At 71.6% G+C, this 26,020-nt stretch carries 23 protein-coding genes; 6 read left to right on the forward strand and 17 right to left on the reverse strand.

Annotated features, from left to right (window positions below):
• The first annotated feature begins 48 nt into the window (after window positions 1-48).
• Both QM638_RS21120 and QM638_RS21125 read left to right on the forward strand, forming a co-directional pair.
• Window positions 49-1,272, forward strand: coding sequence for a hypothetical protein (locus tag QM638_RS21120; protein WP_415145315.1), 1,224 nt, complete (start codon window positions 49-51; stop codon window positions 1,270-1,272).
• 96 nt (window positions 1,273-1,368) lie between these two features.
• Window positions 1,369-2,796, forward strand: coding sequence for an SDR family NAD(P)-dependent oxidoreductase (locus QM638_RS21125; RefSeq protein ID WP_415145317.1), 1,428 nt, complete (start codon window positions 1,369-1,371; stop codon window positions 2,794-2,796).
• Window positions 2,797-2,810: 14 nt separating this feature from the next.
• Here QM638_RS21125 and QM638_RS21130 read toward each other — a convergent pair whose 3' ends face one another.
• From QM638_RS21130 to QM638_RS21140, 3 genes are all read right to left on the reverse strand, one after another.
• Window positions 2,811-3,344: a hypothetical protein gene (locus QM638_RS21130; RefSeq protein WP_415145319.1), complete on the reverse strand. Its 534-nt coding sequence runs from the start codon at window positions 3,342-3,344 to the stop codon at window positions 2,811-2,813.
• Complete coding sequence (locus tag QM638_RS21135; RefSeq protein WP_415145320.1) at window positions 3,341-4,090, reverse strand: class I SAM-dependent methyltransferase; 750 nt, start codon at window positions 4,088-4,090, stop codon at window positions 3,341-3,343. The genes QM638_RS21130 and QM638_RS21135 overlap by 4 nt, the downstream gene beginning before the upstream one ends.
• 96 nt (window positions 4,091-4,186) lie before the next feature.
• Window positions 4,187-5,824, reverse strand: a complete 1,638-nt coding sequence (locus QM638_RS21140; RefSeq protein ID WP_415145322.1) for a glycosyltransferase family 61 protein — start codon at window positions 5,822-5,824, stop codon at window positions 4,187-4,189.
• 154 nt (window positions 5,825-5,978) lie between these two features.
• Here QM638_RS21140 and QM638_RS21145 point away from each other — a divergent pair, with 154 nt between their 5' ends.
• On the forward strand, window positions 5,979-6,614 hold the full coding sequence (locus QM638_RS21145; RefSeq protein WP_415145324.1) for a sulfotransferase family 2 domain-containing protein: 636 nt from the start codon (window positions 5,979-5,981) through the stop codon (window positions 6,612-6,614).
• 18 nt (window positions 6,615-6,632) lie between these two features.
• Here the strand turns inward: QM638_RS21145 and QM638_RS21150 are convergent, their stop codons facing one another.
• Window positions 6,633-10,139 (reverse strand): CDP-glycerol glycerophosphotransferase family protein, encoded by a 3,507-nt coding sequence (locus QM638_RS21150; protein WP_415145326.1) that lies wholly within the window; start codon window positions 10,137-10,139, stop codon window positions 6,633-6,635.
• A gap of 152 nt (window positions 10,140-10,291) precedes the next feature.
• Between QM638_RS21150 and QM638_RS21155 the strand changes: the two genes are divergently transcribed.
• On the forward strand, window positions 10,292-11,995 hold the full coding sequence (locus QM638_RS21155; protein WP_415145328.1) for a hypothetical protein: 1,704 nt from the start codon (window positions 10,292-10,294) through the stop codon (window positions 11,993-11,995).
• A gap of 38 nt (window positions 11,996-12,033) precedes the next feature.
• Here the strand turns inward: QM638_RS21155 and QM638_RS21160 are convergent, their stop codons facing one another.
• The 6 genes from QM638_RS21160 to QM638_RS21185 form a co-directional block, all read right to left on the reverse strand.
• On the reverse strand, window positions 12,034-12,570 hold the full coding sequence (locus tag QM638_RS21160; protein ID WP_415145329.1) for a hypothetical protein: 537 nt from the start codon (window positions 12,568-12,570) through the stop codon (window positions 12,034-12,036).
• Between the two features lie 75 nt (window positions 12,571-12,645).
• Window positions 12,646-13,110: a DUF3180 domain-containing protein gene (locus tag QM638_RS21165; RefSeq protein ID WP_415145331.1), complete on the reverse strand. Its 465-nt coding sequence runs from the start codon at window positions 13,108-13,110 to the stop codon at window positions 12,646-12,648.
• A 52-nt stretch (window positions 13,111-13,162) separates the two neighbouring features.
• Complete coding sequence (folK, locus tag QM638_RS21170; RefSeq protein ID WP_415145333.1) at window positions 13,163-13,732, reverse strand: 2-amino-4-hydroxy-6-hydroxymethyldihydropteridine diphosphokinase; 570 nt, start codon at window positions 13,730-13,732, stop codon at window positions 13,163-13,165.
• Window positions 13,729-14,094 (reverse strand): dihydroneopterin aldolase, encoded by a 366-nt coding sequence (folB, locus tag QM638_RS21175; RefSeq protein WP_415145335.1) that lies wholly within the window; start codon window positions 14,092-14,094, stop codon window positions 13,729-13,731. The genes folK and folB overlap by 4 nt, the downstream gene beginning before the upstream one ends.
• Window positions 14,091-14,900 (reverse strand): dihydropteroate synthase, encoded by an 810-nt coding sequence (gene folP, locus QM638_RS21180; RefSeq protein WP_415145438.1) that lies wholly within the window; start codon window positions 14,898-14,900, stop codon window positions 14,091-14,093. The genes folB and folP overlap by 4 nt, the downstream gene beginning before the upstream one ends.
• Window positions 14,901-14,961: 61 nt before the next feature.
• Window positions 14,962-15,972, reverse strand: a complete 1,011-nt coding sequence (locus QM638_RS21185; protein ID WP_415145336.1) for a GlxA family transcriptional regulator — start codon at window positions 15,970-15,972, stop codon at window positions 14,962-14,964.
• A gap of 53 nt (window positions 15,973-16,025) precedes the next feature.
• Between QM638_RS21185 and QM638_RS21190 the strand changes: the two genes are divergently transcribed.
• On the forward strand, window positions 16,026-17,366 hold the full coding sequence (locus QM638_RS21190) for an MFS transporter (protein ID WP_415145338.1): 1,341 nt from the start codon (window positions 16,026-16,028) through the stop codon (window positions 17,364-17,366).
• A 34-nt stretch (window positions 17,367-17,400) separates the two neighbouring features.
• Here the strand turns inward: QM638_RS21190 and folE are convergent, their stop codons facing one another.
• From folE to dacB, 6 genes are all read right to left on the reverse strand, one after another.
• Window positions 17,401-17,976, reverse strand: a complete 576-nt coding sequence (gene folE, locus QM638_RS21195; protein WP_415145340.1) for a GTP cyclohydrolase I FolE — start codon at window positions 17,974-17,976, stop codon at window positions 17,401-17,403.
• Between the two features lie 7 nt (window positions 17,977-17,983).
• On the reverse strand, window positions 17,984-20,149 hold the full coding sequence (gene ftsH, locus QM638_RS21200) for an ATP-dependent zinc metalloprotease FtsH (protein WP_415145342.1): 2,166 nt from the start codon (window positions 20,147-20,149) through the stop codon (window positions 17,984-17,986).
• Between the two features lie 132 nt (window positions 20,150-20,281).
• On the reverse strand, window positions 20,282-20,833 hold the full coding sequence (hpt, locus tag QM638_RS21205; protein WP_415145344.1) for a hypoxanthine phosphoribosyltransferase: 552 nt from the start codon (window positions 20,831-20,833) through the stop codon (window positions 20,282-20,284).
• 10 nt (window positions 20,834-20,843) lie between these two features.
• Window positions 20,844-21,878, reverse strand: a complete 1,035-nt coding sequence (tilS, locus tag QM638_RS21210) for a tRNA lysidine(34) synthetase TilS (protein ID WP_415145346.1) — start codon at window positions 21,876-21,878, stop codon at window positions 20,844-20,846.
• A 6-nt stretch (window positions 21,879-21,884) separates the two neighbouring features.
• Window positions 21,885-22,949 (reverse strand): zinc-dependent metalloprotease, encoded by a 1,065-nt coding sequence (locus QM638_RS21215; protein ID WP_415145348.1) that lies wholly within the window; start codon window positions 22,947-22,949, stop codon window positions 21,885-21,887.
• A 35-nt stretch (window positions 22,950-22,984) separates the two neighbouring features.
• The gene (gene dacB / locus QM638_RS21220; RefSeq protein WP_415145349.1) at window positions 22,985-24,379 is read right to left on the reverse strand and encodes a D-alanyl-D-alanine carboxypeptidase/D-alanyl-D-alanine-endopeptidase; all 1,395 of its coding nucleotides are present in this window, start codon (window positions 24,377-24,379) and stop codon (window positions 22,985-22,987) included.
• Between the two features lie 75 nt (window positions 24,380-24,454).
• Here dacB and QM638_RS21225 point away from each other — a divergent pair, with 75 nt between their 5' ends.
• The gene (locus QM638_RS21225) at window positions 24,455-24,946 is read left to right on the forward strand and encodes an inorganic diphosphatase (RefSeq protein ID WP_415145351.1); all 492 of its coding nucleotides are present in this window, start codon (window positions 24,455-24,457) and stop codon (window positions 24,944-24,946) included.
• A 19-nt stretch (window positions 24,947-24,965) separates the two neighbouring features.
• Here QM638_RS21225 and QM638_RS21230 read toward each other — a convergent pair whose 3' ends face one another.
• Window positions 24,966-26,006, reverse strand: a complete 1,041-nt coding sequence (locus QM638_RS21230) for a phosphatase PAP2 family protein (RefSeq protein WP_415145353.1) — start codon at window positions 26,004-26,006, stop codon at window positions 24,966-24,968.
• Between the last annotated feature and the right edge of the window lie 14 nt (window positions 26,007-26,020).

Genomic DNA, 26,020 nt, shown 5'->3' on the forward strand with positions numbered 1-26,020 from the left:
GGAGCGCCCCCGGGCACCGATCGCCCGGCACGACCCAGGGAGGTACCCATGTCCCCCGAAGACCTCCTGCTGCCCGAGGGGTCGGTGCTGCTGCACGTCGGTCCGTACAAGACCGGCTCCACCACCATCCAGAGGTCGCTCGCGCAGGCGCGCGACCGGCTCGAGCAGTACGGCGCCGCCTACCCGCACCCGCCACGTGAGCCCGGCTGGCATGTCTACCACCGCGCGGTACGGCCGGGCTGGGCGGTGCTGCGATGGGCGCCACCGGGCCAGCCGGTGCCCGACATCTCGGTGTGGGAGGAGTTCGCCGCCACCGTGCGTGAGCAGACGGCCACCCGAGTGTGCGTGAGCACCGAGGACTTCGGCAGCATGGGCAACCCGGAGAGGGCGCAGCGCATCGTCGACGACCTGGGCGGCGACAACGTCTACGTGGTCGCCACCTCGCGGGCCCTGCACCGGCTGCTCCCCTCGCACTGGCAGGAGCGGGTCAAGAGTGCCCTCGACCCGCGGACCTACGACGAATGGCTGCGCAGCGTGTTGCTGCCCGAGCATCGTGAGGAGGCCGGCAAGGCGTTCTGGCGCTCCCACGACCTGGCACGGACCACGGCGGCCTGGCTGGCCGCGGTCGGACCCGAGCGATTCACGCTGATCGTCACCGACGACTCCGACCGGGCGCTGCTTCCGCACGCGTTCGAGCGGATGCTCGGTCTGCCGGACGGCTTCCTGATCTCCGCGGAGCGCTCCAACGAGTCGTTCAGCTACAACGCGGCCGAACTGGTACGCCGCCTCAACGTGGAGTCGCACAAGCAGCCCTGGCCGGAGAGCACCTACGTCAAGCTCATGCGCGGTGGGGCGTTCCGCGGCATCACCGGTGCCGAGCCCAGCGAGTTCGACGAGCGGATCCCGGGCCTGCCGCAGTGGGCGCTCGAACCGGTCCGCGAGCTGGGTCGCCAGCGGGTCGACCTGATCGAGCAGCGGAGCCTTCGAGTCGTCGGCGATCCGGAGTGCCTGTTGCTTCCGGCCGACTTCCAAGCCGACACCGACGCCGGTCCACCGGCGCAGATATCGCTCAACTCCGCGGCGTCGGCACTGAGCGGCGTGATCGATCGCGCCTGCCGCTTGGAACAGGACCAGATCGGGACGGTGAAGCGGCTCCGTGCCAGGGTGGAGCGGCTCGAGGACCCGGACCGGAGCCTCGACGGAGTCTCCGGCAAGCGGCTCGCGCGCGAGCTGGCCCGGCGCGCACGCGCGCGCCTGCGTCGCCCCCGGTGACGGGCCCGGCCGAGCCGGTGGCACGAGCCACGGCGAGCGTCGGTGCCGACGAGTGGGCTGTGGGACACTGCCGTGTCGTACCGAGCGAGGAGTGAGATGACCGAACTGCGCAACGTGGCGGTGCTGCTGGCCGGCGGCGTGGGCACCCGGGTCGGGCTGGATCTGCCCAAGCAGCTGATCAAGGTGGCCGGGGCGTCGATCATGGAGCACACCCTCGGCATCCTCGATCGCCACCCCGAGGTGGACGAGATCGTCGTCCTGATGGCGCCGGGGTACCTGGACGCGGTCCACGCGATGACCCGCGGCGGCAGGTACCCGAAGGTCACCCAGATCCTGGAGGGCGCGCAGACCCGCAACGAGACCACCAAGCGCGCCCTGGCCGCACTCGGCGACGAGGACTGTCACGTGCTGCTGCACGACGCCGTCCGGCCGCTGCTGAGCGCACGGATCATCAGCGACTGCTTCGCCGCGCTGCGCACCTACCGCGCGGTGGACGTGGCGATCCCCTCGGCGGACACCATCATCGAGCTGGCCGACGACAACACCATCGCCGAGATCCCCGACCGGTCTCGGCTGCGCCGCGGCCAGACGCCGCAGGCCTTCCTCGCCTCGACGCTGCGTGCGGCGTACGAGGTGGCCGATCGGGACCCGGACTTCAGGGCCACCGACGACTGCTCGGTGGTGCTCCGCTATCAGCCCGAGGTGCCCATCTGGGTGGTCGACGGCGAGGAGCAGAACATGAAGGTCACCGAGCCGATCGACGTCTACCTGGCCGACAAGCTCTTCCAGCTCAACGCCCACCAGCCGCTGCCGACCTACACCGACGAGGACTACCGGGCGTCGCTGGCCGAGAAGACCCTGGTGGTCTTCGGCGGCTCCTACGGGATCGGCGCCGACATCGCCACGCTGGCCGAGAAGTACGGCGCGAACGTCGCCTCCTACAGCCGCTCGGCGACCGGCACCGACGTCGCTCGCCGGGCCGACATCGTGGCCGCGGCCGCCGACGCGGTCGAGCGGTTCGGCAGCATCGACTTCGTGGTCAACACCGCCGGCGTGCTCCCCCGCGGCGAGCTCGCCGCGGCCAGCGAAGAGACCATCTACGCCGCGACCGAGATCAACTACATCGCGCCGATCCTGATCGCCCAGGAGTTCTATCCGCAGCTGCGCCGGACGAAGGGCTCGCTGCTGCTCTTCACCTCCAGCTCCTACACCCGGGGCCGCAGCGGCTACGCGCTCTACTCCTCGGCCAAGGCCGGCACCGTCAACCTCACCCAGGCGCTGGCCGACGAGTGGGCCGAGGCCGGCGTCCGGGTGAACGTGGTCAACCCCGAGCGCACCGGAACGCCGATGCGGACCAAGGCGTTCGGCGAGGAGCCGCCGGAGTCGCTGCTGGAGTCGACGGCGGTGGCCAAGGCCTCGTTGGACACCCTGATCTCACCGGGCACCGGGCATGTCGTCGACCTACGTCGCCTCGACCCGATCCAGGCCGCGCTGCACGCCGGTGCCGCCGAGTACGACGGCTGAGCCAAGCCGGCGAGTCAGGGAGCGCCCCGGCGCAGCGCGCGTACCGCGCGACCGCCCAGCCGGCGGCCACGGCGGCCGACGCCCTGGGCGAGCTCGGTGACCGTCCGGTCGCGCAGTGCCCGCGGCGCGACCGGCTCCGCCTGTGCCGAGCTCGGCGCCACGATCTGGACCGGCGGCGCCGGCGGCGTGAGCACCGGCGGGGCCATCCGGGTCAGCGGAGCCGGCCCCACCACCAGCGAGGTCAGCGTCGGGCGCGGTCCGGTGACCACCCGCGCCCCGAGGGGTCGCCATGACTGGTCGTCGCGGACGGAGAGCCACCAGGTCCCCGCGCCGAGCCGCCGTGGTTCGGTGACGGTGACCCGTACGGCGCCCTCGCCGGTCGCCACGGCGGAGGCCGACATCCTTCGCCGGCGGCCGTCGCTCGCCCGGAACCGAAGGACGGTCTCCCCCTCCGCAACGGCGCTGCCGGGAAGCAGGAGCTCCACCCAGACGCCCTGCTCGGTGCGCCGCGCGTAGCTGTGCGTCAGGCTGACCTCGTCCCTCGTCATGCCGCGTCCCCCGTGGTCAGCCCCGCGGCGAGGAGTGCGCCGCGCACGTCGCGTCGGGCCCGTGCCGGTGGCATCGAGCGAACCGCTCGCAAGGTGTCCCAGATCGGCGCGGCCAGCAGGTCCTCGGCCGCCATCGCGCGGGTCCGCTGGAGATACTCGATCGAGACGTCCTGCGGGTCGGGCGTCACGTAGTCGGCCACCAGGTCGTCGTACGCGCGAACCAGCGTGCGGTTGCGGGGCGCGAGATTGAGGATCGCCAGGGTGCCCGTCGGCGCCGTGTCCAGCTCGATCACGGTGAGGTCGGGCCGGAGCTCTTGCAGAGTGTCGATGACCTTGTAGACGTCGCCCGCCCACGGACCGGTGATCCGGTCCCGGGCCGCCTCCTCGACGCTGCGCGGCAGGACGTCGTCGAAGATCACCACGCTGCCCGGATGGCAGAAGCGCTCGGTGTTGATGAAGTCGCGCAGCGCGTATTCGGACAGGTGCATCCCGTCGATGAACGCGAGGTCGATGACGGGAGTCTCGAAGTGGGCGAACGGCTGCTCGCGCGCGAAGAACTCGTCACTGGTCGTGCGCACGAGGTGCAGGTCGCACCACAGCTCTCGCTCCACCTCGTAGAAGGGATCGACCGCCACGCTCCGGGCGCGGGAGAGCCCGAGGCTGTCTCCCTTGCGGACGCCGATCTCGAAGTAGGTCCTCGGCTGCAACAGCTCGTGCACTCCGGCAAGCAGGTCATGTCTTCTCATCGTCCTTAGACACTGCCACAGCCGACTGCCAGAAACACGCCTCCCACTCAGCGTGGTGACAACCTGAGGCTCCCGGGTGCGACGCGCGGCCACCGGCTACAGCCCGGCTGCGGCAGCCCTGATGAACTCCCCTTCGGTGTCCATGTCGAAGACGAACCCCGCCTGGAACCGCTTCCCATCCGGGGGGGCATCTCGCTCTGCCTCGCACCAGGCCACCGACAGGTCGTGCCCGAGCGCACCGGCGATCAGGAACTCGTTGCGCGGGGTGTACGTGTCGGAGCCGACCAGCAGCACCGGCTTCGGATCGCTGACGAACATCAGCGTGAACATGCCGCTTCCCATGAAGCCCGCCACCGCCGACGCCTGCCGGAAGATCCGGACCTGCTCGGGCAGCGGATAGTCCTCGGGGAAGATGACGGTGAATCCCAGCTCGGCGAAGAGCGCCTCGACCTCGGCGCCGTTGCGACAGGCCCGCTTGGTCAGGCGCCGGGAGACGAAGATACGGTCCGGAGTCGCCGTGCTCCCCTCGGCCACCAGTCGGTCACCCATCTCGCCCCAGATCCCGGCCAGATCCGGATGAACGTAATACGGATCCTCGAACATCTGGGTGGCGGTCAGCAGATGCTCGACCCGGACCGGATCCGGGGTCACCACGATGTCCTCGGCGGCGACCCCGCCGGCCGCGAGGAGATCCAGCTCCCAGGATGCCAGCGTGGTCCTGGGTCCGTTCGCGTGCAGCAGCGCCCGAAGGCCGGGATCGGCGCGCTTCGCCTCCCGCCACCCCCACAACTTGGCCACCACCTCGGTGGTCATGTGGCCGAAGTGACCACGGATCTCGTTGTCGAGATGGAAGAAGGAGCCCTCGAGCACGCGTGGCCCGCCCGGCGGCGGCTTCTGCACGAACGGCGGAAGCCGGGAGGCATCGGAGAAGAAGGGCTGCACCACCGACTGCAGGTGCTTGTTGTGCAGCTTCGGGCGACTCCAGTGCCGGAACGTCTCCGGCAACAGCAGCGAGTCCGTCCTGACCACCTGCCCGGGCGCGCTGATCACACCGTCGTACTCCCGGATCGCGAGCTCGGGCACGACCCAGGCCCGCGGCCGCACCGTGGTCAGGTCCGTCCTGCTCTCACTCAGTCGACCCTTGGCCCGACAGGTGACCGACGGGCGGGTACTCAACACCCGGCCCAGGTCGGGCCGCAGTCTGAGCAGTTGGGCCGCCTGCGGCTCGCGTACGCAGGCATGGAGACGCCGACGGTTCTCCACCACCAGGTGCCCGCGGACCGCTCGGATGCGGCCGACCGAGTCCGGATACCGCGCCTCCAGCGAGCCCTGCAGGGCGTCGGCCTCGGCGGCGGTCGCCGGCGGCCGGCTTCCCGGGGCGAGCACCAGCAACCCACCCGGCTCGAGATGGAAGAGCAGCCGGCCGATCGCCCCCGGGGTCCGCGGCAGCCGACCGGCCGAGTCGACGATGAGGCGTCGACGCCCGCGCGCCGCGACCCTGAGATGGAGCTTCGGCGGGGTCCGAGCCCAGATCTCGGCCAGGTCGAGCCGTGCCGAGTCGTCGCCGTCGAGCTCGACACCCAGGTCGTCGAGCACCGCCCGGACATCGCCGGTCGCCCAGACGCTGCCGTCGTCGTGGCCGTTCTCGTCCCGCCGGCGGAATGACCTGGCACGCCGCGTCACCGATTCGCTGATCGTCCTCATCGTGGTCGCAGCGGTGCTCAGCAAGGTCACCGGCCCAGCGTACGCACCGGGGCGACGAACGTGGCCCCGGCATGCCCGCAGACGCGGGGGCGCCACACAGCCGCGGCATGGTCGATGCCCAGCCCGATCTCCTAGGGTGATACCCGACAAGCGCCCCGCCCGTTCCACCGAGAACTGAGGTCAGATGCCCATCTTCACCAAGGACGATCGTGCCGCGTTGTTCGTGCACATCCCGAAGACCGGTGGTACGTCGGTGGAGCGGGTGATCGAGGGCAGCGGCTGGCGGATGCACTTCCGGATGACCAAACGAACCAGCCCGCTCCAGTTCGACTACCGCCGGGTGACCCCGCAGCACTACGAGGCGGCGCTGCTGAGGGCGACGCTGCGACTGCACAAGTTCGACCCGATCTTCATGGTGGTGCGCGATCCGATCGCCCGGTTCCGCTCCGAGTACGCCCATCGCTTCCGCGACCCGGCGCTCGGCGGCGCCGCGATGGTCGAGAAGTGGGCGACGGTGACCCTCGACCGCTACGCCGACAACCCCTATGTGCTCGACAATCACCTCCGGCCCCAGTACGAGTTCCAGGTCGCCCGAGCGGCGGTCTATCGGCTCGAGGACGGGCTCGAGGCGATGTTCGCCGACCTGAACGACCGATTCGACCTCGGCATCGACGCGCAGCCGAAGCGTCATCTGGACAGCACCGCCGACGGACGTCTCGCCAGCCGGGACGTCGAGCTCAGTCCGGCACTGCTGGAACGGTTGTGCACCTTCTACGCCCGCGACTTCGAGGCGTTCGGCTATCCGGTCCCGGAGCTCTAGCTCCCCGCGTGCGCCGCGCTACCCGAAGAAGCGTCCGACCACCCGCTCGGTCGCACCGCCGTCGTTGAGGCGATTGAAGCGCGCGTTGAAGGCCGCGAGCTCCGCGGCATAGGTCCGGTTCAGCCCGTCGAGGTCCGCCAAGGCCGCGACGACCTCCGCGCCGGTGCTCACCAGGGGCCCGGGGGCGCTCGTGGCATAGTCGAACAGGAACCCGCGCAGTCCGCCGACGTACTCGTCCAGATCGGGGACCAGGAAGACCATCGGACGCCCGGTGAGCGCGTAGTCGAACCTCAGGCTCGAGTAGTCGAGTACGGCGGCGTCCGAGGCCAGGATGAGGTCGTTGATCTCCGGATAGTCGGTGACGTCGACGACTCCGCGCCGTGCCACCTGCGCGCTGTTGAACCGGTGGCCGCGCTGCAACAGCACATAGTCGTCTCCGAGCGACTCACTGACCACCTGCGGGTCGAGATGGGCGACCATCGCCGCGCGCCGCCAGTTGGTGGCCAGATGCTCCCGCCAGGTCGGGGCATAGAGGACCGCCTTCTGGTGGGGCGCGACGCCGAGCAGGCGACGCGTCCGCTCCCGGACCACGTCGGCACCCGGCAGCACCAAGGCATCGTCTCGCGGGTACCCCTCGGCGCAGATCGCACCGGCGTAGTCGTACTCACGCCGGTAGTGCTCGTCCATCTCCGGCGCCGGCGTGAGGATCAGATCCCACTGCGAAGCGGCCTTGTCCAGTTCGGCGCGGAGCCGTCGCGGGGTGAAGCCCTTGGCTCGCCATTGGCGCAGACCCATCGACTTGCTCGGGTAGCCGTGGAAGGTCTGCAGATAGCGCTGGCCGGGCCGCTTGCGCCACCAGCGGTCGAAGTCGATGTTCTGCACGATCCAGCCGGCAGTGGCCAGGACGTCGTACCACTCGGGTGAGTTGAGCATCACCGCACTGCCGCCCTCCGGCACCCGGGAGTCGGCGCCGGCCACGCCCCAGACGAGGCTCAGGTCCGGGCGGGTACGGCGCAGGTGCCGGTGCATGGCCAGCTGGCTGTCGGTCGCCGAGCTGCCGGCGTAGGTCATCAGATAGACGACCCCCTCGTCGACCGGGCCGGTGCTGGCCAACAGGCGCTCCTGCAGCAGGCGCTGTGGGTAGGCGCCGGAGTCCTCGAGTCGCAGCGGCCTGCCGAGGAAGAACGCGGGACGGCCGTCGCCGGTCCGCACCGGTCGGAGCCGGAAGGTCTCACCGAGCTGGAAGCGGAGCAGGTCGCCGAGGTAGCTCGCCGCACAGTGCAGCACGCCGGCGGCGCCGTCGCCGAGGTCGAGCTCGAACCGATACTCCCCCTGCGGCACCGGAGCCTCGCCCCACCCGTCGGGCGGTCCGCCCCACTCCGACCAGCGCAGCGGAAGAGACGCGGTGAGGGTGCCATCGGATCGCGAGATCACCTCGGCCGAGACGTGGGCACGCCCGTTGGTCACGGCGAGTGCCACCGGCCGGTCGGGCACGCCACCGAGCCAGCGACCGTGCACCACCAGGTGCTGCCCCTCGAGGGTGAGGCCGCACAGCTCGGCGTGACCCAGCGCCGGCAGCGTGGCGATGGTGCCGTCGGCGGTCCGCGTCACCGTCACCCCGCCGGGGTTCGGGCCGGTGGCGGGGATCCGGCACTCCGTCCAGGCGCCCACCGGCCACGCGAGGTCGATGCCTCTCCGCGGGCGGCCCGGGCCGCCCGCGGAGAGGCCGGTGAGCGCTTCGGCGTCGCGGTCCGGCAGACGGAGCCGGGCGGTGTCGCCGACCACCGGGGCCTCCTGATCGCCGGCTCGCACCGATGTCAGGCCGTGCCCAGCCGCCAGGGTCAGGGTGGCGTGTCCGTCGCCGACCAGCACCGAGTCGACCGACACCGCCGGCTCCTCGGCAGGTGCGGCCTCGAGGAGCACTCGGCCGTCGTACCGGATCCCGAGCCGCGTCCCGGAGAGCCGATGGTCGGCGAGGTACGGCGTCCCGAAGAGTCGCGCCGTTCCGCGCGGATCCAGCTCGGCCCGGGTCGTGGCACGCCGTACGCCGTTCACCTCGACCTCGACCTCGAGCACCCAGCTGCCCGGCGTCAGGTCCTCCGCCTCGACGCGGAAGGTCGCCCCTCCCGGCCGGTAGTCCTGGTAGGCATGGTCGATGACCAGGTTCGCACTCGGATCCGGGTGCGTGGTCACCCGCAGGTCGATGCTCGAGCCGCCCGCGTCGACCCGATGCAGCCTGGCCCCGACCGACGGCGACGCGACCGCCATGTCGACCAGCTCGATCCGGGTCAGCACGGTGATCTCGAAGACGCCCGGGGCCGGGCTCCGCACCGCCCGCACGAGGACCCGGGCCGGAGTCAGCGGCGGGTCCATCCGGAGGATCCGCTCCGGCACGACGAGGTCGAGATCGGCGTACACCTGGCCGTCTCGCACCTGGGTCGCCAGGTTGTCCCGCTCGTACCAGCGCGCCGCCGCGAACTCCTCGAGCTCGGTGCGCCGGTCCTCGATCAGCAGGCGTGCGCGGATCCGCGACTCCACCCGCACCCTGCTCATCGCCTCGGCGTCGATGCCGGCGACCAGGCCTGTCACCCGGTCGCGCAACCGACCCCAGTCGCGGGCATCGAGCCGTTCGGGCTCGGCGAGCATCGCCGCCACCGGCCCGTCGAGCTGGCCGGCGCGCCACGCGGACGCCGCCTGCTCCCCCAGCCGTACGGCGAGCTGCTCGCTCGCTCCGTTCTCGGCCAACCATGACGACAGCCCCGCCGTGGGATCGGGCAAGCGGCCGTCCGGCGTCGCCGGCGCCAGCGCCATCGGATCCGCCAGCAGGTCGGCGTGCTCCGCCTCGGCCCAGAGCCCGAGGGCGGTCGGTGGTCCGGCCGCGATCGCCCGCCGCAGCAGGTCGGTCCGGCACAGCCGGGTGCACAGCTCCGCGTCCCAGGCCACCAGCGGCAGCTCGGGCAGGCTCACCGAGGTCCTGTCGACCTCGTGCACCGGGTCGTAGGGCGGCAGCACCGAGGGCGAGAACCCGGCCGGTCGGGCCAGCCGGCCGCTGGCGAGCTGCGAACCGGTCCGCTCCAGGCTGGCGATCGCTCGCGTCAGGGAACGGGTCGGGAGCCGGAAGCCGGCGGGAAGGAACTGCAGATAGCGACCCCGGGCGAGCGAGACCGCTTCCCGGTGCCCACGGTCGACGCTCTGGTAGGGGCCGAGCCGTCGGATCCGAACGCCGGCTCCCGGCTCGGGCCCGCCGGAGCGAGCCTCGCCGGCGACGCAACCGACGACGAGCACCTCGATCGGTCGATATGGCTGAGCCTCGATCGACGCCAGGCTGGCCGCCAGGGCCGAGCCGGTGGACTCCCCGGACTCCGGATCCCGAGGTTCGCTCACCACCACCGTCACCAGCGGCCGGGACCGGCCCGCCAGTCGATCGACGAGGGCACCGGCGCGGCGGAGAGGCGCGGGCCAGCCGCGTCGGCGCACCGCGCCCACCCAGGGGAGCAGCCGTCGGCGGACCGAAGAGCGCGCCATGCCGTCCCCTCTGGTGGTGCTTCGCCTGCGCGGGCCGATAGTACTCGTTGGTACTCGTTGTCTCGCCGCAGACTCCGCCAAGCCGCCGCACGGCGGAAGCCGAGACCATGATGGGATACTCCGGATTCGCCCGATCATGCTGAGGAGCACTAGTGACCCCCGAGCTGCTGCTGCCAGCGAACGTTCGACTGGTCCACATCGGTCCACACAAGACCGGCACGACCGCGCTGCAGCATGCGATGGACGCTCGCCGCGAGGAGATGCACGACCAGGGCGCGCACTACCTCGGCCGCACCGTCCAGGCCTACCGCCAGGCCGTCGGGCTGATCGGCCACCGCGGACGCCGGGGCGGACCGAGGGCGGACCCGAAGGCCTGGACGGATCTGGTCGCCGAGTGTGCGGCGTACGACGACTACCGCGTCGTCGCCAGCTCCGAGTCGTTCGCCAACGCCGACCACGAGGCGATCCTCCGGCTCCGTGACGACCTGGGACCGGACCGGCTGCACGTGGTCCGGATGGTGCGTCGCTACGACAAACTGCTCCCCTCGCAGTGGCAGCAGCGCCTGGTGAACGGCTCCCCGGCCACGTTCGAGCCCTGGCTCAGGGAGCTGACCGAGGATCCGGATCACGGGTTCTGGCGGCGGCACGGGTTCGGGCGGCTGACCGAGTCGTGGGCGAGGGTCGTCGGCCCGGAGAACCTCACCGTCGTCGTCGTGAACGAGGGCGACCGCACCTGGCTGTCCAGCGTGTTCGAGTCGTTCCTCGGCCTGCGCGATCGCACGCTCCAGGTCGCGGACCGGTCGGCCAACCGATCGCTGACCTCCGACGAGGCCGAGGTGCTCCGCCTGGTGAACGCGTCCTTCCGCAACAACGGCTGGAGCGACCGTGCGCAGTATCGCTACCTCCGCTATGGTGTCTCGGACACCATGCGCGAGCTCCCTCGCGACCCGGCGGCGCAGACGCCACGCCTCCCGCTCGAGTACGTCGAACGCTGTCTCGAGTGGACCGCGCGCGATGTCGACGAACTGACCAGCCTCGGCGTGCGGATCGTGGGTGACCTCGGCTGGCTCGAGCCACCGATCGAGCCCCGCCCGCAGGCCGCCGAATCCGGTCCAGCCGAATCCGGCCCCGCCGAGCCCGAGCCTGCGGGACCGCCGCGGATCTCCGTCTCGGCGACCGCCGCCTACGCCGACACCGTGATCGCTGCCTCGCGCAAGACGAGGCCTCCGCTGTACGACGAGCCACGGCCGGCGAGCACCGCTCCCCTCGACCCCCGGGCGATCCTCCGCCGGATGGCACCGGGCCCACGAGTCGGCTCGGTGCTGGTGACCGCTCCCTGGATCGCGGCCGCGGTCGGCTGGCAACTCGCGCTGCTCGACCGCGAGGACGTCGACTTCGCCACCTGGCTGTCCCGAGCGCCCGCCCAGTCGGCGCTGCTCGACGGCTGGCTCTCGACGGCCGACACCAGACGGGTCGACCTGCTCGCCGAACCGTCGGCCGAGCAGCAGTTCCTCGGCTGGCCGCAGGCGATCGTGCTGCATGGCCTGGTGGTCCGGGCCGCGGAGGAAGGATGGGACGCGACCACCTGGCTCCGGTTCGTCGAGCAGGGCATCGTCGGCTGGATGCTCAGCCATCGGCGCAATCCCCCGGAGGCCGGACCATGGATCGCGGCGGGCGGGACGCTGCTGGCGCGGGAGGACGACGCACTGCGCCGCAGGCTTCCGTGGCGCCGGCGACGGGCCCTGCCGGCCCTACCCGACCCGGGCGGGGCTGCGTCGACCACCGAGGTCAGGCCGGTCGAGGCCGCCGAGACGGTCGCCGGCGCGATCTCGGCCACCGACCCGGCCCGGGACTGATCGCGGGGGTCTCCCGGTGCCTCGTCCGGCGGCAGGCCTCAGGCGCTCTGCGCCTTGCGCCACGCGGCGGCGGAGCTGCGCTCCGCCTCCAGCTCGGCGCGTACGGCGTCCAGCTCGGTCTCGAGCTCGGCGACTCGCAGGATCGCCTCGGCGGCGCGCTCCTCGGCGTCGGTGAGCTGGGTCTGCAGGACCTCACCGTGCCGCTCGGCCTGCACCGCGCGGCGAGCCTCCTCGCCGCGCAGCCGCACCGCCCGCGCGGCCCGCTGGTGGGCGGCCGCCAGGGCGGCCTCGAGCTCGCTCACGGTGGCCTCCTTCTCGGCCAGCGTGCTGCTCATGTGATCCCGGAAGGCCGCGTTCTCCGCGGCGCGCTCCTCCGTCAGCCGACGGTAGGCCTGGGCCTGCTGCGCGCGGTCCGTGGCGGCGGCACGCCGGGTGGCGAGCACCTCGGCATGGGTGATCTTGGTGGCGGCGGCGCCGAGCAGCACCGCCACCGCGGCGGCCAGCGTGACGAACAGCCACGAACCGGTCACGGCGGCACCGACGACCAGGATGGCAGCCACCACGAGCAGCACCACTGCGACACCGACCCGCGCGCTGCGCTGGCGGCGCCGTGTGACAGATGTTGCTGATGAGGAACCCATAGGGCGAGACTAGTCGTCCTCGGAGTCGTCTTCTCGCACGCGACACGCGCGTTCCAGCACTCGGCTGGCCACCAGGATGCCGACGCCGGCCGCCGCGGCCAGCAGCGAGCGCAGGATCCGCTGTCCGGCCAGCGGATCGCCGCTGTAGCCGAGCCAGCTGACCGCGTACCCGGCGTACCCACCAGCGAGCAGCGCCCCCACCAGGATGCAGGCCTTGGCCAGCACCAGCCGGTTGACCGCATGGTGCGGCTCCAGGTGCTCGCGCCGTACCTGCAGCTGACGCCAGGTGGTCCACGCCGTGCCCGCCAGGATCAACGCGATCAGCGCCAGCACCAGTGGCTGCACCCAGGTCACCACCGGCGCCACCCCACGCCAGTGCTCCAGCAGCGGGTGGAGCACCCAGCCGCCGATCAGGCCCACGATGGCCCATGCGGTGATCGCGGCCGCCGAGATCGGCCGCAGCCGTGGTTTCACCCGGTCTGCCCCGGACGGCCGGGCCGTCGATCGACCCGGGGCCTGGGCGAGCTCACCCGACCTCGAGGACCAGGTCCTCGCGCAGCACCATGCCGTCGGTGTCGAGGCCGGCGAGCAGGTCCGCGATCGGTCCGACCCCGGGGATCTCGGCGCCGGGCTCGACGTCCGCCCACGGCCGGAGGACGAACGCCCGCTGGTGTGCCCGCGGGTGCGGCAGCACCAGGAACTCGTCATCGCTGCGCCGGTCGCCGACGACGATCACGTCGATGTCGAGCGTCCGCGGCGCGTTGGTCACGTCCGAGCGCTCACGGGCGTAGGCATCCTCGATCGCCTGGGCGCGGTCGAGGACCCGGGCCGCGGACAGGGTGGTATCGGCCAGCACCACGGCGTTCAGGAAGCGACCGGCGCCCTCGGGACTGTCCACCGGCTCGGTCTCGTAGACCGGCGAGATGCCGGTGACCCAGAGGTCCGGGGTGTCGGCCAACGCGCTGACCGCGCCCTGCAGACTCGCGAATCTCTCCCCGAGGTTCGACCCCAGCGCCAGGACCGTCCGCCGGATCGGCCGCATCTCCCCCGTCAGCGTGTCAGCGTCGATGATGTTCGGGTTGGGCGTCTCAGTCACTGGTTCTGCCTCCGGGTGATCGTCAGCGCGACGTCCGAGAAGGTCGCGTCGATGGGTGCGCCCGGCTTGTGGACCGTGACACGCACCCATTCAACACCGGCCTCCAAGAGACAGAGATCGGCGATGCGCTGGGCGAGTGTCTCGATCAGGTCGACCGGGTCAGTCTCCACTCCTGCCTTGACTTTGCCGGTGAGACTTCCGTAGTCGACGGTGTCTTGCAAGTCGTCGGAGACCGCCGCCGCGCGAGTGTCGAGGCCCAGCACCAGGTCGATGACGAAGACCTGGCCCTGTCGACGCTCGAAGTCGAAGACCCCGTGGAATCCGAAGCACTCGATGCCGCTGATGGCCAGTTCGTCGGTCATCTCGCTGCCTCCTGGAGTCGTCGTACGGCGGCGAGGACGTCGCGGTTGGCGCGCACGTCGTGCACCCGCACGCCCCACACGCCGCGGGCCGCCAGCGCGGCGGTGACGGCCAGGTTGGCGCTCTCCCGCTCGTCGGTCGGACGCGGCACCCCGTCCGGGTCGGCGAGCAGCCGGCCCAGGAACGCCTTCCGGCTGGCGCCCACCAGGACCGGGTGGCCGAGCGACTGGATCTGCGCGACGCCGGCCACCAGCGCCCAGTTGTCCTCGGCCGTCTTGGAGAAGCCGAGTCCCGGGTCCAGGATCAGCCGGTCCGGAGCGATCCCGGCGGCCAGGGCCGCCTCGATCCGGAGCTCCAGCTCCGCCCGGACGTCGGCCACCACCCCGCCCGGATAGTGGAGATGGTCGCGGTCCTGCATCGTCGTGCTGTGTGCGCGCCAGTGCATCGCGACGAACGCCCCCCCTCGCTCGGCGGTGACCGTGAGGATCTCGGGGTCGGCCAGCCCCCCGGAGACGTCGTTGACGATCCGGGCACCGGCGGTCAGCGCCGCGGCCGCCACCTCGGCGCGCATCGTGTCCACCGAGATCACCGCCCCGTCCGCCGCCAGCTCCGCGATCACCGGGATGACCCGGGCCAGCTCCTCGGCCACCAACGGCCGGGTGGCGCCCGGCCGGGTCGACTCGCCGCCGATATCGAGGATGTCCGCGCCGTCGGCCAGCAGGGCGCGGCCGTGGGAGATGGCGTCGTCCGCGGCCAGGTAGCGCCCACCGTCGCTGAAGGAGTCCGGGGTGACGTTGACGATCCCCATCACCCTGGGCCGACCGAGCGGGGCGAACAGCGCCATCGGGGTGTCCGACACGGCCCCGAACCTACCCTGTCGCGCGGGATCGGTCGCCTTCCGGGCTGCGGAAGGCCCGGCGGTACGCCGACGGGCTGACCCCGACCCGCGCGCGCAGGCGCTGTCGCAGGGTGGTGCCGGTGCCCAGGCCCGAGCGACGGGCCACCTCCTCCACCCCCAGGTCGCTCGACTCCAGCAGGTGTCGGGCGTGCTCGAGCCGCTGGTCCAGCAGCCACGCACCGGGCGAGCCCCCGGTCTCCTCGCGGAACCGGCGGTTGAAGGTGCGCAGGCTCATCGAGGCCCGGCGGGCCAGATCGGCCACCTCGATCGGCTCCCCCAGATGGGCCAGCGCCCACTCCCGCGCCGCCCCGGTGCTCGGCCCGTCCTGGACCGGGATCGGCCGCTCGATGAACTGCGCCTGCCCGCCGTCACGCCAGGCCGGCACCACCATCTCCCGGGCGGCGCGGTTGGCCACCTCGGCGCCGTGGTCGGTCCGGATCAGGTGCAGGCACAGGTCGATGCCCGCCGCCAGGCCGGCCGAGGAGTACACCCCGTCGTCCTCCACGAAGAGCCGATCCTCGCTCAGCGTGACCTGCGGGAAGAGCCTGCGGAACGGCTCGGCATAGTGCCAGTGGGTGGTGGCGCGCCGGCCGTCGAAGACGCCGGCGGCCGCCAGCACGAAGGCGCCGGTGCAGATCGAGACCAGCCGGGTGCCCGGACGGACCCGATCCCACGCCGACGCCAGCTCCTCGGTCAGCCGGCCGTCGTACCGAGCAGCCGGGAAGCGCGTGCCGGGCACGATCACGGTGTCCGCCTCGGCCAGCGCCTCGGGGCCGGCCTCGGGCACCATCGCATAGCCGTAGCGGGTCGGGACCGGTGCCGTGCCGGCCAGGCCGACGGTGGTCACCCGATAGAGCGGCTCGTCCTCGGCGCTCACCGCACCGGCGAAGACCTGCGAGGGGATGGCGGCATCGAAGCCGATCACCGGCGCCAGCAGCAGGACCGCCACCCGGTGCGGCCGGTTGGCAGAAATCTTTCGCATATCGGCAATTCTGCCACTTCTGCGCCGGATCGTCAGCAAGCAGGATCTCTCAGGTGAGCTCTCCCACCCTGCAGCACCCCCGGTCCGCCGTACGCGGTCGACCGCACCGGGCCTGGCTGATCGCCGCGGTCACCTTCGTCACCCTGCTCGGCGCGGCCGGGTTCCGCGCGGCGCCGAGCGTGATGATGGACCCGCTGCACATGGAGTTCGGCTGGTCGCACGCCACCATCGGCGCCGCGATGTCGATCAACATGACGCTCTTCGGGCTGATCTCGCCGTTCGCCGCCTCGCTGATGGATCGCTTCGGCATCAGGCCGGTGGTCACCCTCGCCCTGATGCTGGTGGCGGCGGGCGCCGGACTGACGGTCTTCATGACCGCGTCGTGGCAGCTCCTGGTGCTGTGGGGGATCTTCGTCGGCGTCGGCACCGGGGCGATGTCGATGGCCTTCGTCGCCACCGTCGCGACCCGCTGGTTCGTCGCCCGGCGCGGGCTGGTCAGCGGCGTCCTGACGGCCGGCAACGCCACCGGCCAGCTGATCTTCCTACCGGTGCTGGCCCACCTCACCGATGCCGCCGGCTGGCGCACCGCCGCGGTGGTGGTCGGCTGCGGCGCGGCCGCGGTCATCCCACTGGTGCTGGTCCTGATGCGCGACCACCCGCACGACCTCGGCCTCCGGGCGTACGGCGCGACCGCCGCCGATCCGGGTCCCGACCGGGTGCGCGGCGGCGGCGCCCGGACCGCGCTCGCGGCACTGGCCATCGGGGCGCGCAGCCGGGTGTTCTGGCTGCTCGCCGGCAGCTTCGCGATCTGCGGGGCGACCACGAACGGCCTGATCGGCACCCACTTCATCCCCGCCGCGACCGACCACGGCATGCCGCCCACCGTGGCCGCCAGCCTGCTCGCACTGGTCGGCGTCTTCGACATCGGCGGCACCATCGCGTCCGGCTGGCTCACCGACCGGGTCGAGCCGACGCTGCTGCTCTGTGTCTACTACCTCGGCCGCGGGCTGGCGCTGCTGGCGCTGCCCTCCCTGCTCAGCCCGCACACCAGCCCCTCGACCTGGGTCTTCGTGCTCTTCTACGGGCTGGACTGGGTGGCGACGGTGCCGCCCACCGTCGCACTGTGCCGGCGCCACTTCGCCGACCGGACCGCCGTCGTCTTCGGCTGGGTCTTCGCCGCCCACCAGCTCGGCGCGGCGGTGGCTGCCTCGGCGGCGGGGTGGGTCCGCGACGTCACCGGCACCTACGATCCCGCCTTCTACGGCGCCGCGGGACTGTGCGCGGTGGCGGCGGTGCTCTGCGCGGTCGCCGGTCGTCGTACTTCTCGCGGGAAACTGCCGCTTCTCGAGGGTTGCAACGCGCAGGAAGTTCCAGTTTCACCGGTGAACCGGTGAAACTGCCCCACCGCCAGCCAGCCCGCCCGCTGCGTCAGCGCGTGCCGCCGCGGATCAGGGCCATCGCCTCGGCGCGGGTGGAGGGGTTGGAGCGCATGGTGCCGCGGACCGCCGAGGTGATGGTGCGAGCGCCCGCCTTCTTCACTCCGCGCATCGTCATGCACAGGTGCTCGGCCTCGATCACCACGATCACGCCGCGGGCCTCGAGGAGCCGGGTCAGGGCGTCGGCGACCTGAGTGGTCAGCCGCTCCTGGACCTGCGGACGCTTGGCGTAGACGTCGACCAGCCGGGCCAGCTTCGACAGGCCGGTGATCTTGCCGGAGGCGGCCGGGATGTAGCCCACGTGCGCCACGCCGGTGAACGGCACGAGATGGTGCTCGCACATCGACCACAGCTCGATGTCGCGGACCAGCACCATCTCGTCGTGGCCGATGTCGAAGGTGGTGGTCAGGACGTCCTCGGGCTCCTGGTGCAGCCCGACGGTCAGCTCGGCGTACGCCCGGGCCACCCGCGCCGGGGTGTCGATCAGCCCCTCCCGGTCGGGATCCTCGCCGATGGCGCAGAGCAGCTCCCGAACGGCCGCCTCGGCACGGGCCTGGTCGAAGGTCATCGAGCGATCATCCCAGGTGCGGGGGCGGGGGCGGCGGTGTGCCGCCGTCCTCCTCGCCGACCTGGCCACCCGCCTGCCCGTGCTGACCGTGCTGGCCCGGTTGCCCCTGCTGCCCGTGGGGCTGTCCACCGATCTGACCGTTCACCTGGCCGTTGATCGGCGGCGCGGCCACGCCGGGACCGGCGACCCCCGGGGCGGCGACGCCGAAGCCGGGCGCGACACCGCCATCCCGCGGTGCGCTGGCCGCCTTGTCCCGCTCCAGGATCCACTCCGGGATGGTGACCGCCGGCCGGTCCGACGGCTTGCGCGTCTCCGAGCCGGTCCAGGCCGGACGATCCGGGCGGCGCCGCAGCGCGCTGAAGATCTCGGCGATCTCGGCCTTGCCGAGGGTCTCCTTCTCCACCAGCGCCAGCACCAGGGTGTCGAGCACGTCCCGATTCTCCTCCAGGACGTCGTAGGCCTCCTGGTGGGCGTTGGCGAGCAGCTTCTTGGTCTCCTCGTCGACGATGGCGGCGACGTCCTCGGAGTAGTTGCGCGAGTGGCCGAGGTCGCGGCCCAGGAACGGCTCGGAGTTGGACTCGCCGAGCTTGATCGCGCCGAGCCGCTCGGTCATGCCGTACTGGGTGACCATCGCACGGGCCAGGTTGGTGGCCTTCTCGATGTCGTTGCCGGCGCCGGTCGTCGGGTCGTGGAAGATCATCTCCTCCGCCGCCCGGCCGCCGAGCATGTAGGCGAGCTTGTCGAGCATCTCCGAGCGGGTCTGGGAGTACTTGTCCTCGTCCGGCAGCACCATGGTGTAGCCGAGCGCACGCCCGCGCGGCAGGATGGTGATCTTGTGCACCGGGTCGTTGTGCGGCAGTGCCGCGGCGACCAGAGCATGCCCGCCCTCGTGATAGGCGGTGATCAGCTTCTCGTGCTCGCTCATCAGCCGGGTCCGCTTCTGCGGACCGGCGATCACCCGGTCGATCGCCTCGTCGAGCGATCTGTTGGTGATCAGCTTCTCGTCGCTGCGTGCGGTGAGCAGGGCCGCCTCGTTGAGCACGTTCGCCAGGTCGGCACCGGAGAAGCCGGGCGTACGCCGAGCCACGCTGGCCAGGTCGATGTCGCCGGCGAGCGGCTTGCCGCGAGCGTGCACCTGGAGGATCTGGATGCGACCGGTCAGGTCCGGCGGGTCGACCTGGACCTGACGGTCGAACCGGCCCGGGCGCAGCAGCGCGGGGTCGAGCACGTCGGGCCGGTTGGTCGCCGCGATCAGGATGACCCCACCGCGGACGTCGAAGCCGTCCATCTCCACCAGCAACTGGTTCAGCGTCTGCTCGCGCTCGTCGTGGCCGCCGCCCATGCCGGCGCCACGGTGGCGACCGACCGCGTCGATCTCGTCGATGAAGACGATCGCCGGGGCGTTCTCCTTGGCCTGCTCGAACAGGTCCCGCACCCGGGAGGCGCCGACACCGACGAACATCTCCACGAAGTCCGAGCCGGAGATGGAGTAGAACGGGACGCCCGCCTCGCCGGCGACCGCCCGGGCGAGCAGCGTCTTGCCGGTGCCGGGGTTGCCGTAGAGCAGCACGCCCTTGGGGATCTTCGCGCCGACCGCCTGGAACTTGGCCGGCTCGGCGAGGAACTCCTTGATCTCCTGGAGCTCCTCGACCGCCTCGTCCACGCCGGCGACGTCGGCGAAGGTGGTCTTCGGCATGTCCTTGGTGATCAGCTTCGCCTTGGACTTGGCGAACTGCATCACGCCGCGGCCGCCACCGCCCTGGACGGAGTTCATCAGGAACAGGAACAGCACCACGATGAGGATGAACGGCAGCAGGAAGCTGAGGATCGACCCGAGCACCGACGCCTGCGCGACCTCGGAGTTGAACTCCTCGAGGTTCTTGTTGTCGTCGGAGCGGACCATCTTGATGATGGACTCCTGGTCGCCCTCGACCCAGTGGGTGGTGACCTTGTCGCCCGCGGACCGCGTGCCGTCGACGAGGGTGGCCTTGATCTGCTGGTCACCGTCGACGAACGTGATGTCCTTGACCTGGTCCTTCTGGATGTAGGAGATCATCTGGCCGGTGGAGATCTCGTCGCCACCGCCTCGGGGAGCGAGGTACTGCAGGGCCAGCAGCACGCCGACGACGGCGAGCACGATCCACAACCAGGGACCTTTGACAATGCGCTTCACAGGCTTCTTCCGACCATCTTCTCGCAGGACTCGACGACATCTACAACGTCTCAGCGGCGTCCATTGTCCCAGGCGGCGCCCAATCGGCGTATTTTTCGCTCACAGCGCAATCCGGCGCGCGCCCCGGGCCGCTCACGAATAGACGTGCGGAGCGAGCACGCCGATGTCGCGCAGGTTGCGGTAGCGCTCGTTGTAGTCGAGGCCGTAGCCGACCACGAACTCGCTGCCGATGTCCCAGCCGACGTACTTGGCCTCCACCGGCATCTGCTGGGCGTCCGGCTTGCGCAGCAGGGTGGCGATCTCGACGGTCTCGGGCCCGCGCGAGCTGAGGTTGGAGCTCAGCCAGGTCAGGGTCAGCCCGGTGTCGATGATCTCGTCCACGATCAGCACGTGCCGGCCGGTGAGGTCGGAGTCGAGGTCCTTGAGGATGCGGACCACACCGCTGGACTTGGTGCCCGATCCGTAGGAGGAGACGGCCATCCAGTCCATCTCCACGTCCCGCTCCAGCGCCCGCGCCAGATCCGCCATCACCATCACCGCGCCACGCAGGATGCCCACCAGCAGCAGGTCCCGGCCGGCGTAGTCGGCGGCGATGCGGGCGGCGAGCTCATCGATCTTGCCCTTGATCTGCTCCTCGGTGAACAGCACCTTGACCAGGTCGTCCCCGACGCGCGCGGAATCCATGCCGCCCACCCTAACCGGCGTCCCCGGCATCGCCCCCGGCGGTCGGTTCGAGATGGACCAGGCCTCCCCGCCGTACGCCGCGACGATGGCCGGGCAGGTCGATCCAGCGCTGCCCGTGCCAGTCGGTGACCAGCCCGTCGAGGGCCATCAGGTGGGTGTGGAACAGCTCCGCCGCCGGGCTGCCGGCGGCCACCGCCCCCCGCCGCAGCACCCGTCGCCGGATCGCCGGGTCCAGTCGGGCCAGGTCGGCGACCGGCAGCGTGATCCCGCCATCGGCGACCGAGCCACGAGGCCGCGGCTCCGGACCCGCCAGCCGGGCATAGGTCCTCTCGGCGACGTCGTCGAGGAAGTCGGCGTCCTCGCGGGCCTGGTCGGCGGTCCGGGCCAGCGTGGCCGCGACGCCCGGGCCGAGGGCCGCCTCCAGCATCGGCAGCACCTGCCGACGGACCCGCACCCGGGTGAAGGCCGGGTCGCTGTTGTGCGGATCGGACCAGAACTCGATGCCGGCCACCGTGCACGCGGTCTCGGTGTCGGTGCGCGAGACGTCCAGCAGCGGGCGCCGGTAGCGGTCGAAGCCGCGCCGCATCCCGGCCAGGCTGCGGATCCCGGAGCCGCGGGTCAGGCCCAGCAACACCGTCTCGGCCTGGTCGTCGCGGGTGTGACCGAGCAGCACCAGCGGGGCGGCGAACCGCTCCGCGACCTGGTCCAGCACCGCGTAGCGCGCCTGCCGCGCGGCGGCCTCGGGGCCGAGGCCGGCGTCGGCCACCCGCACCCGGACGGCGACGGTCTCGTCGGCGCCGAGCGTCGCCATCTGCGCCACCACCCGCTCGGCGTGGGCCGCGCTCCCCTGCTGCAGGCCATGGTCGACGGTGGCTCCGACGATCCGCAGTCCGCGCCGGTGCCCCTCGAAGACCGCTGCCGCGAGCAGCGCGAGACTGTCGGCGCCGCCGCTCGTCGCCACCACCACCGGCTCTCCGGATCGGAGCGGGTCGAGCACCCCCCGTACGCCGCGGCGTACGGCGGCGATCGCCGGATGCAGGCTCACCCGGGCTCACCCCAGGACACGGGTGACCCACGCATCGGGGTCGGTGATCTCGGCCTTGCTCGGCAGGTTCTCCGGGCCGGCGAAGACGGCGTTGAACTCGGCCATCCCGACCTTGTCCACCACGGCGCGGACGAATGCCGCGCCGTTGCGGTACTGCGCCATCTTGGCCTCCAGGCCCATCAGCCGCCGCACCAGCCGGTCGAGCGCGCCGACACCCTTGCGGCGCCGGTCGAAGGCCGCCCGGATCTTGGCCACCGTCGGGATCACCGTCGGGCCGACGCCGTCCATCACCACGTCGGCGTGCCCCTCGAGCAGCGACATCATCCCGGTCACCCGGTCGAGGATCTCGCGCTGCTCGGGGGTCGCCATCGACTCGACCAGGTTGCCGTCGGTGCGCACCGCCTCGATGGCCCGCTTGAGCCCGTCACCGAGACTGCCCGGGTCGAGCGTGCCGGCGAGCTCCTCGATCTGAGCGAAGAGATGGTCGCGCATCCACCCGGTGGCGGTGAACTGGACCCGGTGGGTCTCCTCGTGCAGGCAGACCCAGAGCCGGAAGTCGGCGGCGTCCACGTCGAGCTCGCGCTCCACGTGGACGACGTTGGGCGCCACCAGCAGCAGCCGGCCGGCGGGCTCGGCGAACGGGTCGAACTGGCCGAGCACCTTGCCGGAGAGGAATCCCAGCAGGCCGCCGACCTCGGCCGCGGTGACCTTGGCGCCGATCGCGCCGGCGACGGCACCCGGCGCCTTCTTCGCGGTGACCTGCTCGATCACCGGAGCGATCACCGCGGAGAACGCGTCCGCGTTCGCCTGGATCCAGCCGCGTCGGTCCACCACGAGCACCGGCGCGGTGCCGACGGGAGCGTCCAGCCCGGTGAACTCCTTGACGTAGCCGGTCGCCCTGGCCGCGTCGGCGCGCAGCTCGGCGACGACCGCGGCGGCCTCCTCGCGTCCGATGCTCGGCCCGTCCCCGGCGATCCGCGCGCCCAGCTTGACCGCGAGCGGCCAGTCCACCATCGACGCCGCCGTACCGACCGAGGCACCCGTCACCGAGGCGCCCGTTGGGGTAGTCATGTCGTACGACGTTAGCCGACCGGCGAGCAACGGCCTCAGCTGCAGTCGCAGGAAGCCACCGCGGCGAGCACGTCCTCCTCGTCCAGCCGGGCCTGCCAGGTCTTGGCCGGTGTGATCCGGTCGGCGATCACCACCACCACGAACGGGGTGCCGTTGGCATCGGTGACGACTCCGGCGAGACCGCTGACCCCGGTCAGGGTGCCGGTCTTGGCCCGGACGACGCCCTGACCGGCGGACGACGACGTGCCGGCCACGAAGCGGTCCTCCAGCGACCCCTCGAAGCCCGCCACCGGCAGCCCGGCGAGGATCGAGCTGAGCTCGGGGTGGTCGCCCTCGGTCGCCAGCCGCAGCGCGTCGGCGACCGCCGTCGCACTCAGCTTGCCCTGCCGGGAGAGTCCGCTGCTGTCGAAGAGATGGATGCCGGCCGCCGGGATGCCGAGTCCGACCAGCGTCGTGGTGACGGCGCGCGCGCCGCCGGTGAAGCTCGCGTCCCCGGCCTTGAGTCCGACCTGGCGGCCGAGCATCTCGGCGGCCTGGTTGTCGCTGTAGCGCAGGGTGTGCTCGACGATCATCCCGACCGTCTCTCCCCGGTGGCTGGCCAGCACGGTGGCGCCGCCGGCCGAGGCGGCGTGCCGCGGATCGCCGGTGACCGTGACGCCGGCCTTGGCGAGCGCTCGGGCGAAGACCTCCGCGGCGGCGAGCGAGGGCTGGGTCACCCGGCCGTCGTCGTCGGTGCCGACCTCGCCGTCGGTGCCGGCGGTGTGGCCCTCGTCGACGATCAGCGCGGTCACCGGCACCGCCTCCTCGGGCACGTAGCCGGCGCGCCAGGTGGTCGCGACCGAGGGTCCGGTGAACAGCGAGTCGTCGTAGGCCACCCGCACCCGGTGTACGCCGGCCGCGGCGAGCTTCGTCGCGCTCGAGCGGGCCAGGTCGCGCAGGTCGGCGGAGGCCAGCAGCGGGTCACCGCCGCCGACCAGCGTCACCGTGTGCCCCCGACGGGTCACCGAGGTGGTGAACCGGTGCTCGGGGCCGAGGCGCTCCAGGGCCGCCGTACTCGTCATGATCTTGGTGATCGAGGCCGGCGTCGCCCGGCCGGTGCCGAAGGTCGACATCGCCCCGCCGGCCGCCGGGGCGATCGCCGCCACCACGTGCTTGCCCAGCGGCTTGGCGGCCACCTTGAGCGCCAGCGCGGCCCGCTCCACGGCCTGCTTGGGGTGCCCGCTGCCGCTGACCGCCGCGACGGTGGTGTCGGCGACCCGCAGCGGCTCGAGGTCGAGCGCGGCGGTCGGCGGCGTCGCCGGCACATCGGTGCCGCGCCAGTGGTCCACCCAGCCCAGCCCGTACGCCGCCCCACCGGCTCCGACGAGCAGCACCACCAGCACGATGGCGAGAGCCGCGGGCCACCTGCGGCGGCCGACGTGAGTGCTCACCGATATCCTCCTGCATGCCGGGTCGGGGTTCTCGAACTCGGGTCATTGTGGTGGACGAGGTTGTGGAGGCGGAACGTGAGTGTCGAGTTCGACGTACTGGTAGAGATCCCCAAGGGATCGCGCAACAAGTATGAGGTCGACCACGAGACCGGGAAGCTCCGCCTCGACCGGACGCTGTTCACCTCGATGGCCTACCCGGCCGACTACGGCTACATCGAGGACACCCTGGGCCAGGACGGCGACCCGCTGGACGCGCTGGTGATCCTGCCCTACCCGACCTTTCCGGGGTGCCTGATCAAGTGCCGCCCGATCGGGATGTATCGGATGGTCGACGAGAAGGGCGGCGACGACAAGGTGCTCTGCGTCCCGGTCGACCCGCGCTTCGACTCGTTCGTCGACCTCGAGGACGTCTCGACCTGGGACCTGGACGAGATCAAGCACTTCTTCGAGCGGTACAAGGACCTCGAGCCGGGCAAGGCGGTGCACGGCTCGGACTGGGTCTCCAAGGAGGCGGCGATCGCCGAGATCGAGGCCTCGGTGGCGCGCTTCCAGGCCGAGGGCCACTGAGCCGGCGCCGAGGAGGGCCTCAGGCCGCGACCTTCTCCTGGACGGCCTCGGACACCTGACCCGGCCGCGGCTTGGGGCCGAACCTCTGCCCGGCGGCGAGCCCGCCGAGGTAGAACGAGACCAGGGCGAGCATCACGCCGGCGATGTCGTCGGCCAGGTAGTGCCAGCCGAAGTAGACCGTCGCCAGGGCCGTGATGGCGAAGTTGACCCAGAAGAAGATCCTGATCCACTTCCGCTGCACGGTCGCCTGCACCAACAGTGCGGTCAGCAGCGTGATGCCACAGTGCAGTGAGGCGAAGCCGGCCACCGACTGGATCGAGTCTCCGATCGGCCCCCAGAGCACGTTCTGTCTGCCGTTGACCAGTCCGTTCATCAGCTCCCCCGCGGGCGTGTTCGGCTCATCGGAGTAGATGGACAGGAACGCCAGGCCCGGCCCGAGGGTGGGCAGGCAGTAGTAGGAGATGGTGCCGAGCGTCCAGGCGATCGCCTGCGAGCAGACGAACCAGTAGCCGTAGGCGAGGTTGCGCGCCCAGACGATCCAGATGGTGACCGCCACCGGCACCAGCGAGAGGAACCACAGGTAGACGTAGGAGAAGAAGTACGCCATGAACCCGGTCCCGAAGATGTCCTGCATCAGCACGCCCGGGTCGTGCCCGAACAGGATGGCGTGGTCGATCAGGTGGAGCTCACGGTCGTATTTGACGTCGATCATGAACGGCAGGAACGACTTCAGGTTCCGGTAGCTCACGTAGACGACGTAGAAGCCGATCACCCCGAAGGCGACCAGGGTCAGCCGGTCCCGATGCCAGTGCTCGTCGATCCGCTCCCGGATGAGCCCCGGCACCCTGGCCAGCCGGCCTCGGGAGAACCACAGCGCCCGCGGCAGCAGGTCGGCCAGGATCGCCGCACCCAACAGCAGCGGCAGCCGCAGCCAGGACGGCCCCAGGAAGCTGCCGTCCGGGTCGATCAGGCTGCGATTGATGGCGATCGCCGAGATGATCGCCCACACCGCCATGCCGATCGCGATGCCCGCAATCGTGAGTTGGGCTCGTCGATACATGCCGTTCATCCTAG

It is taken from the genome of Nocardioides sp., assembly GCF_047606145.1.
Lineage (GTDB): Bacteria > Actinomycetota > Actinomycetes > Propionibacteriales > Nocardioidaceae > Nocardioides.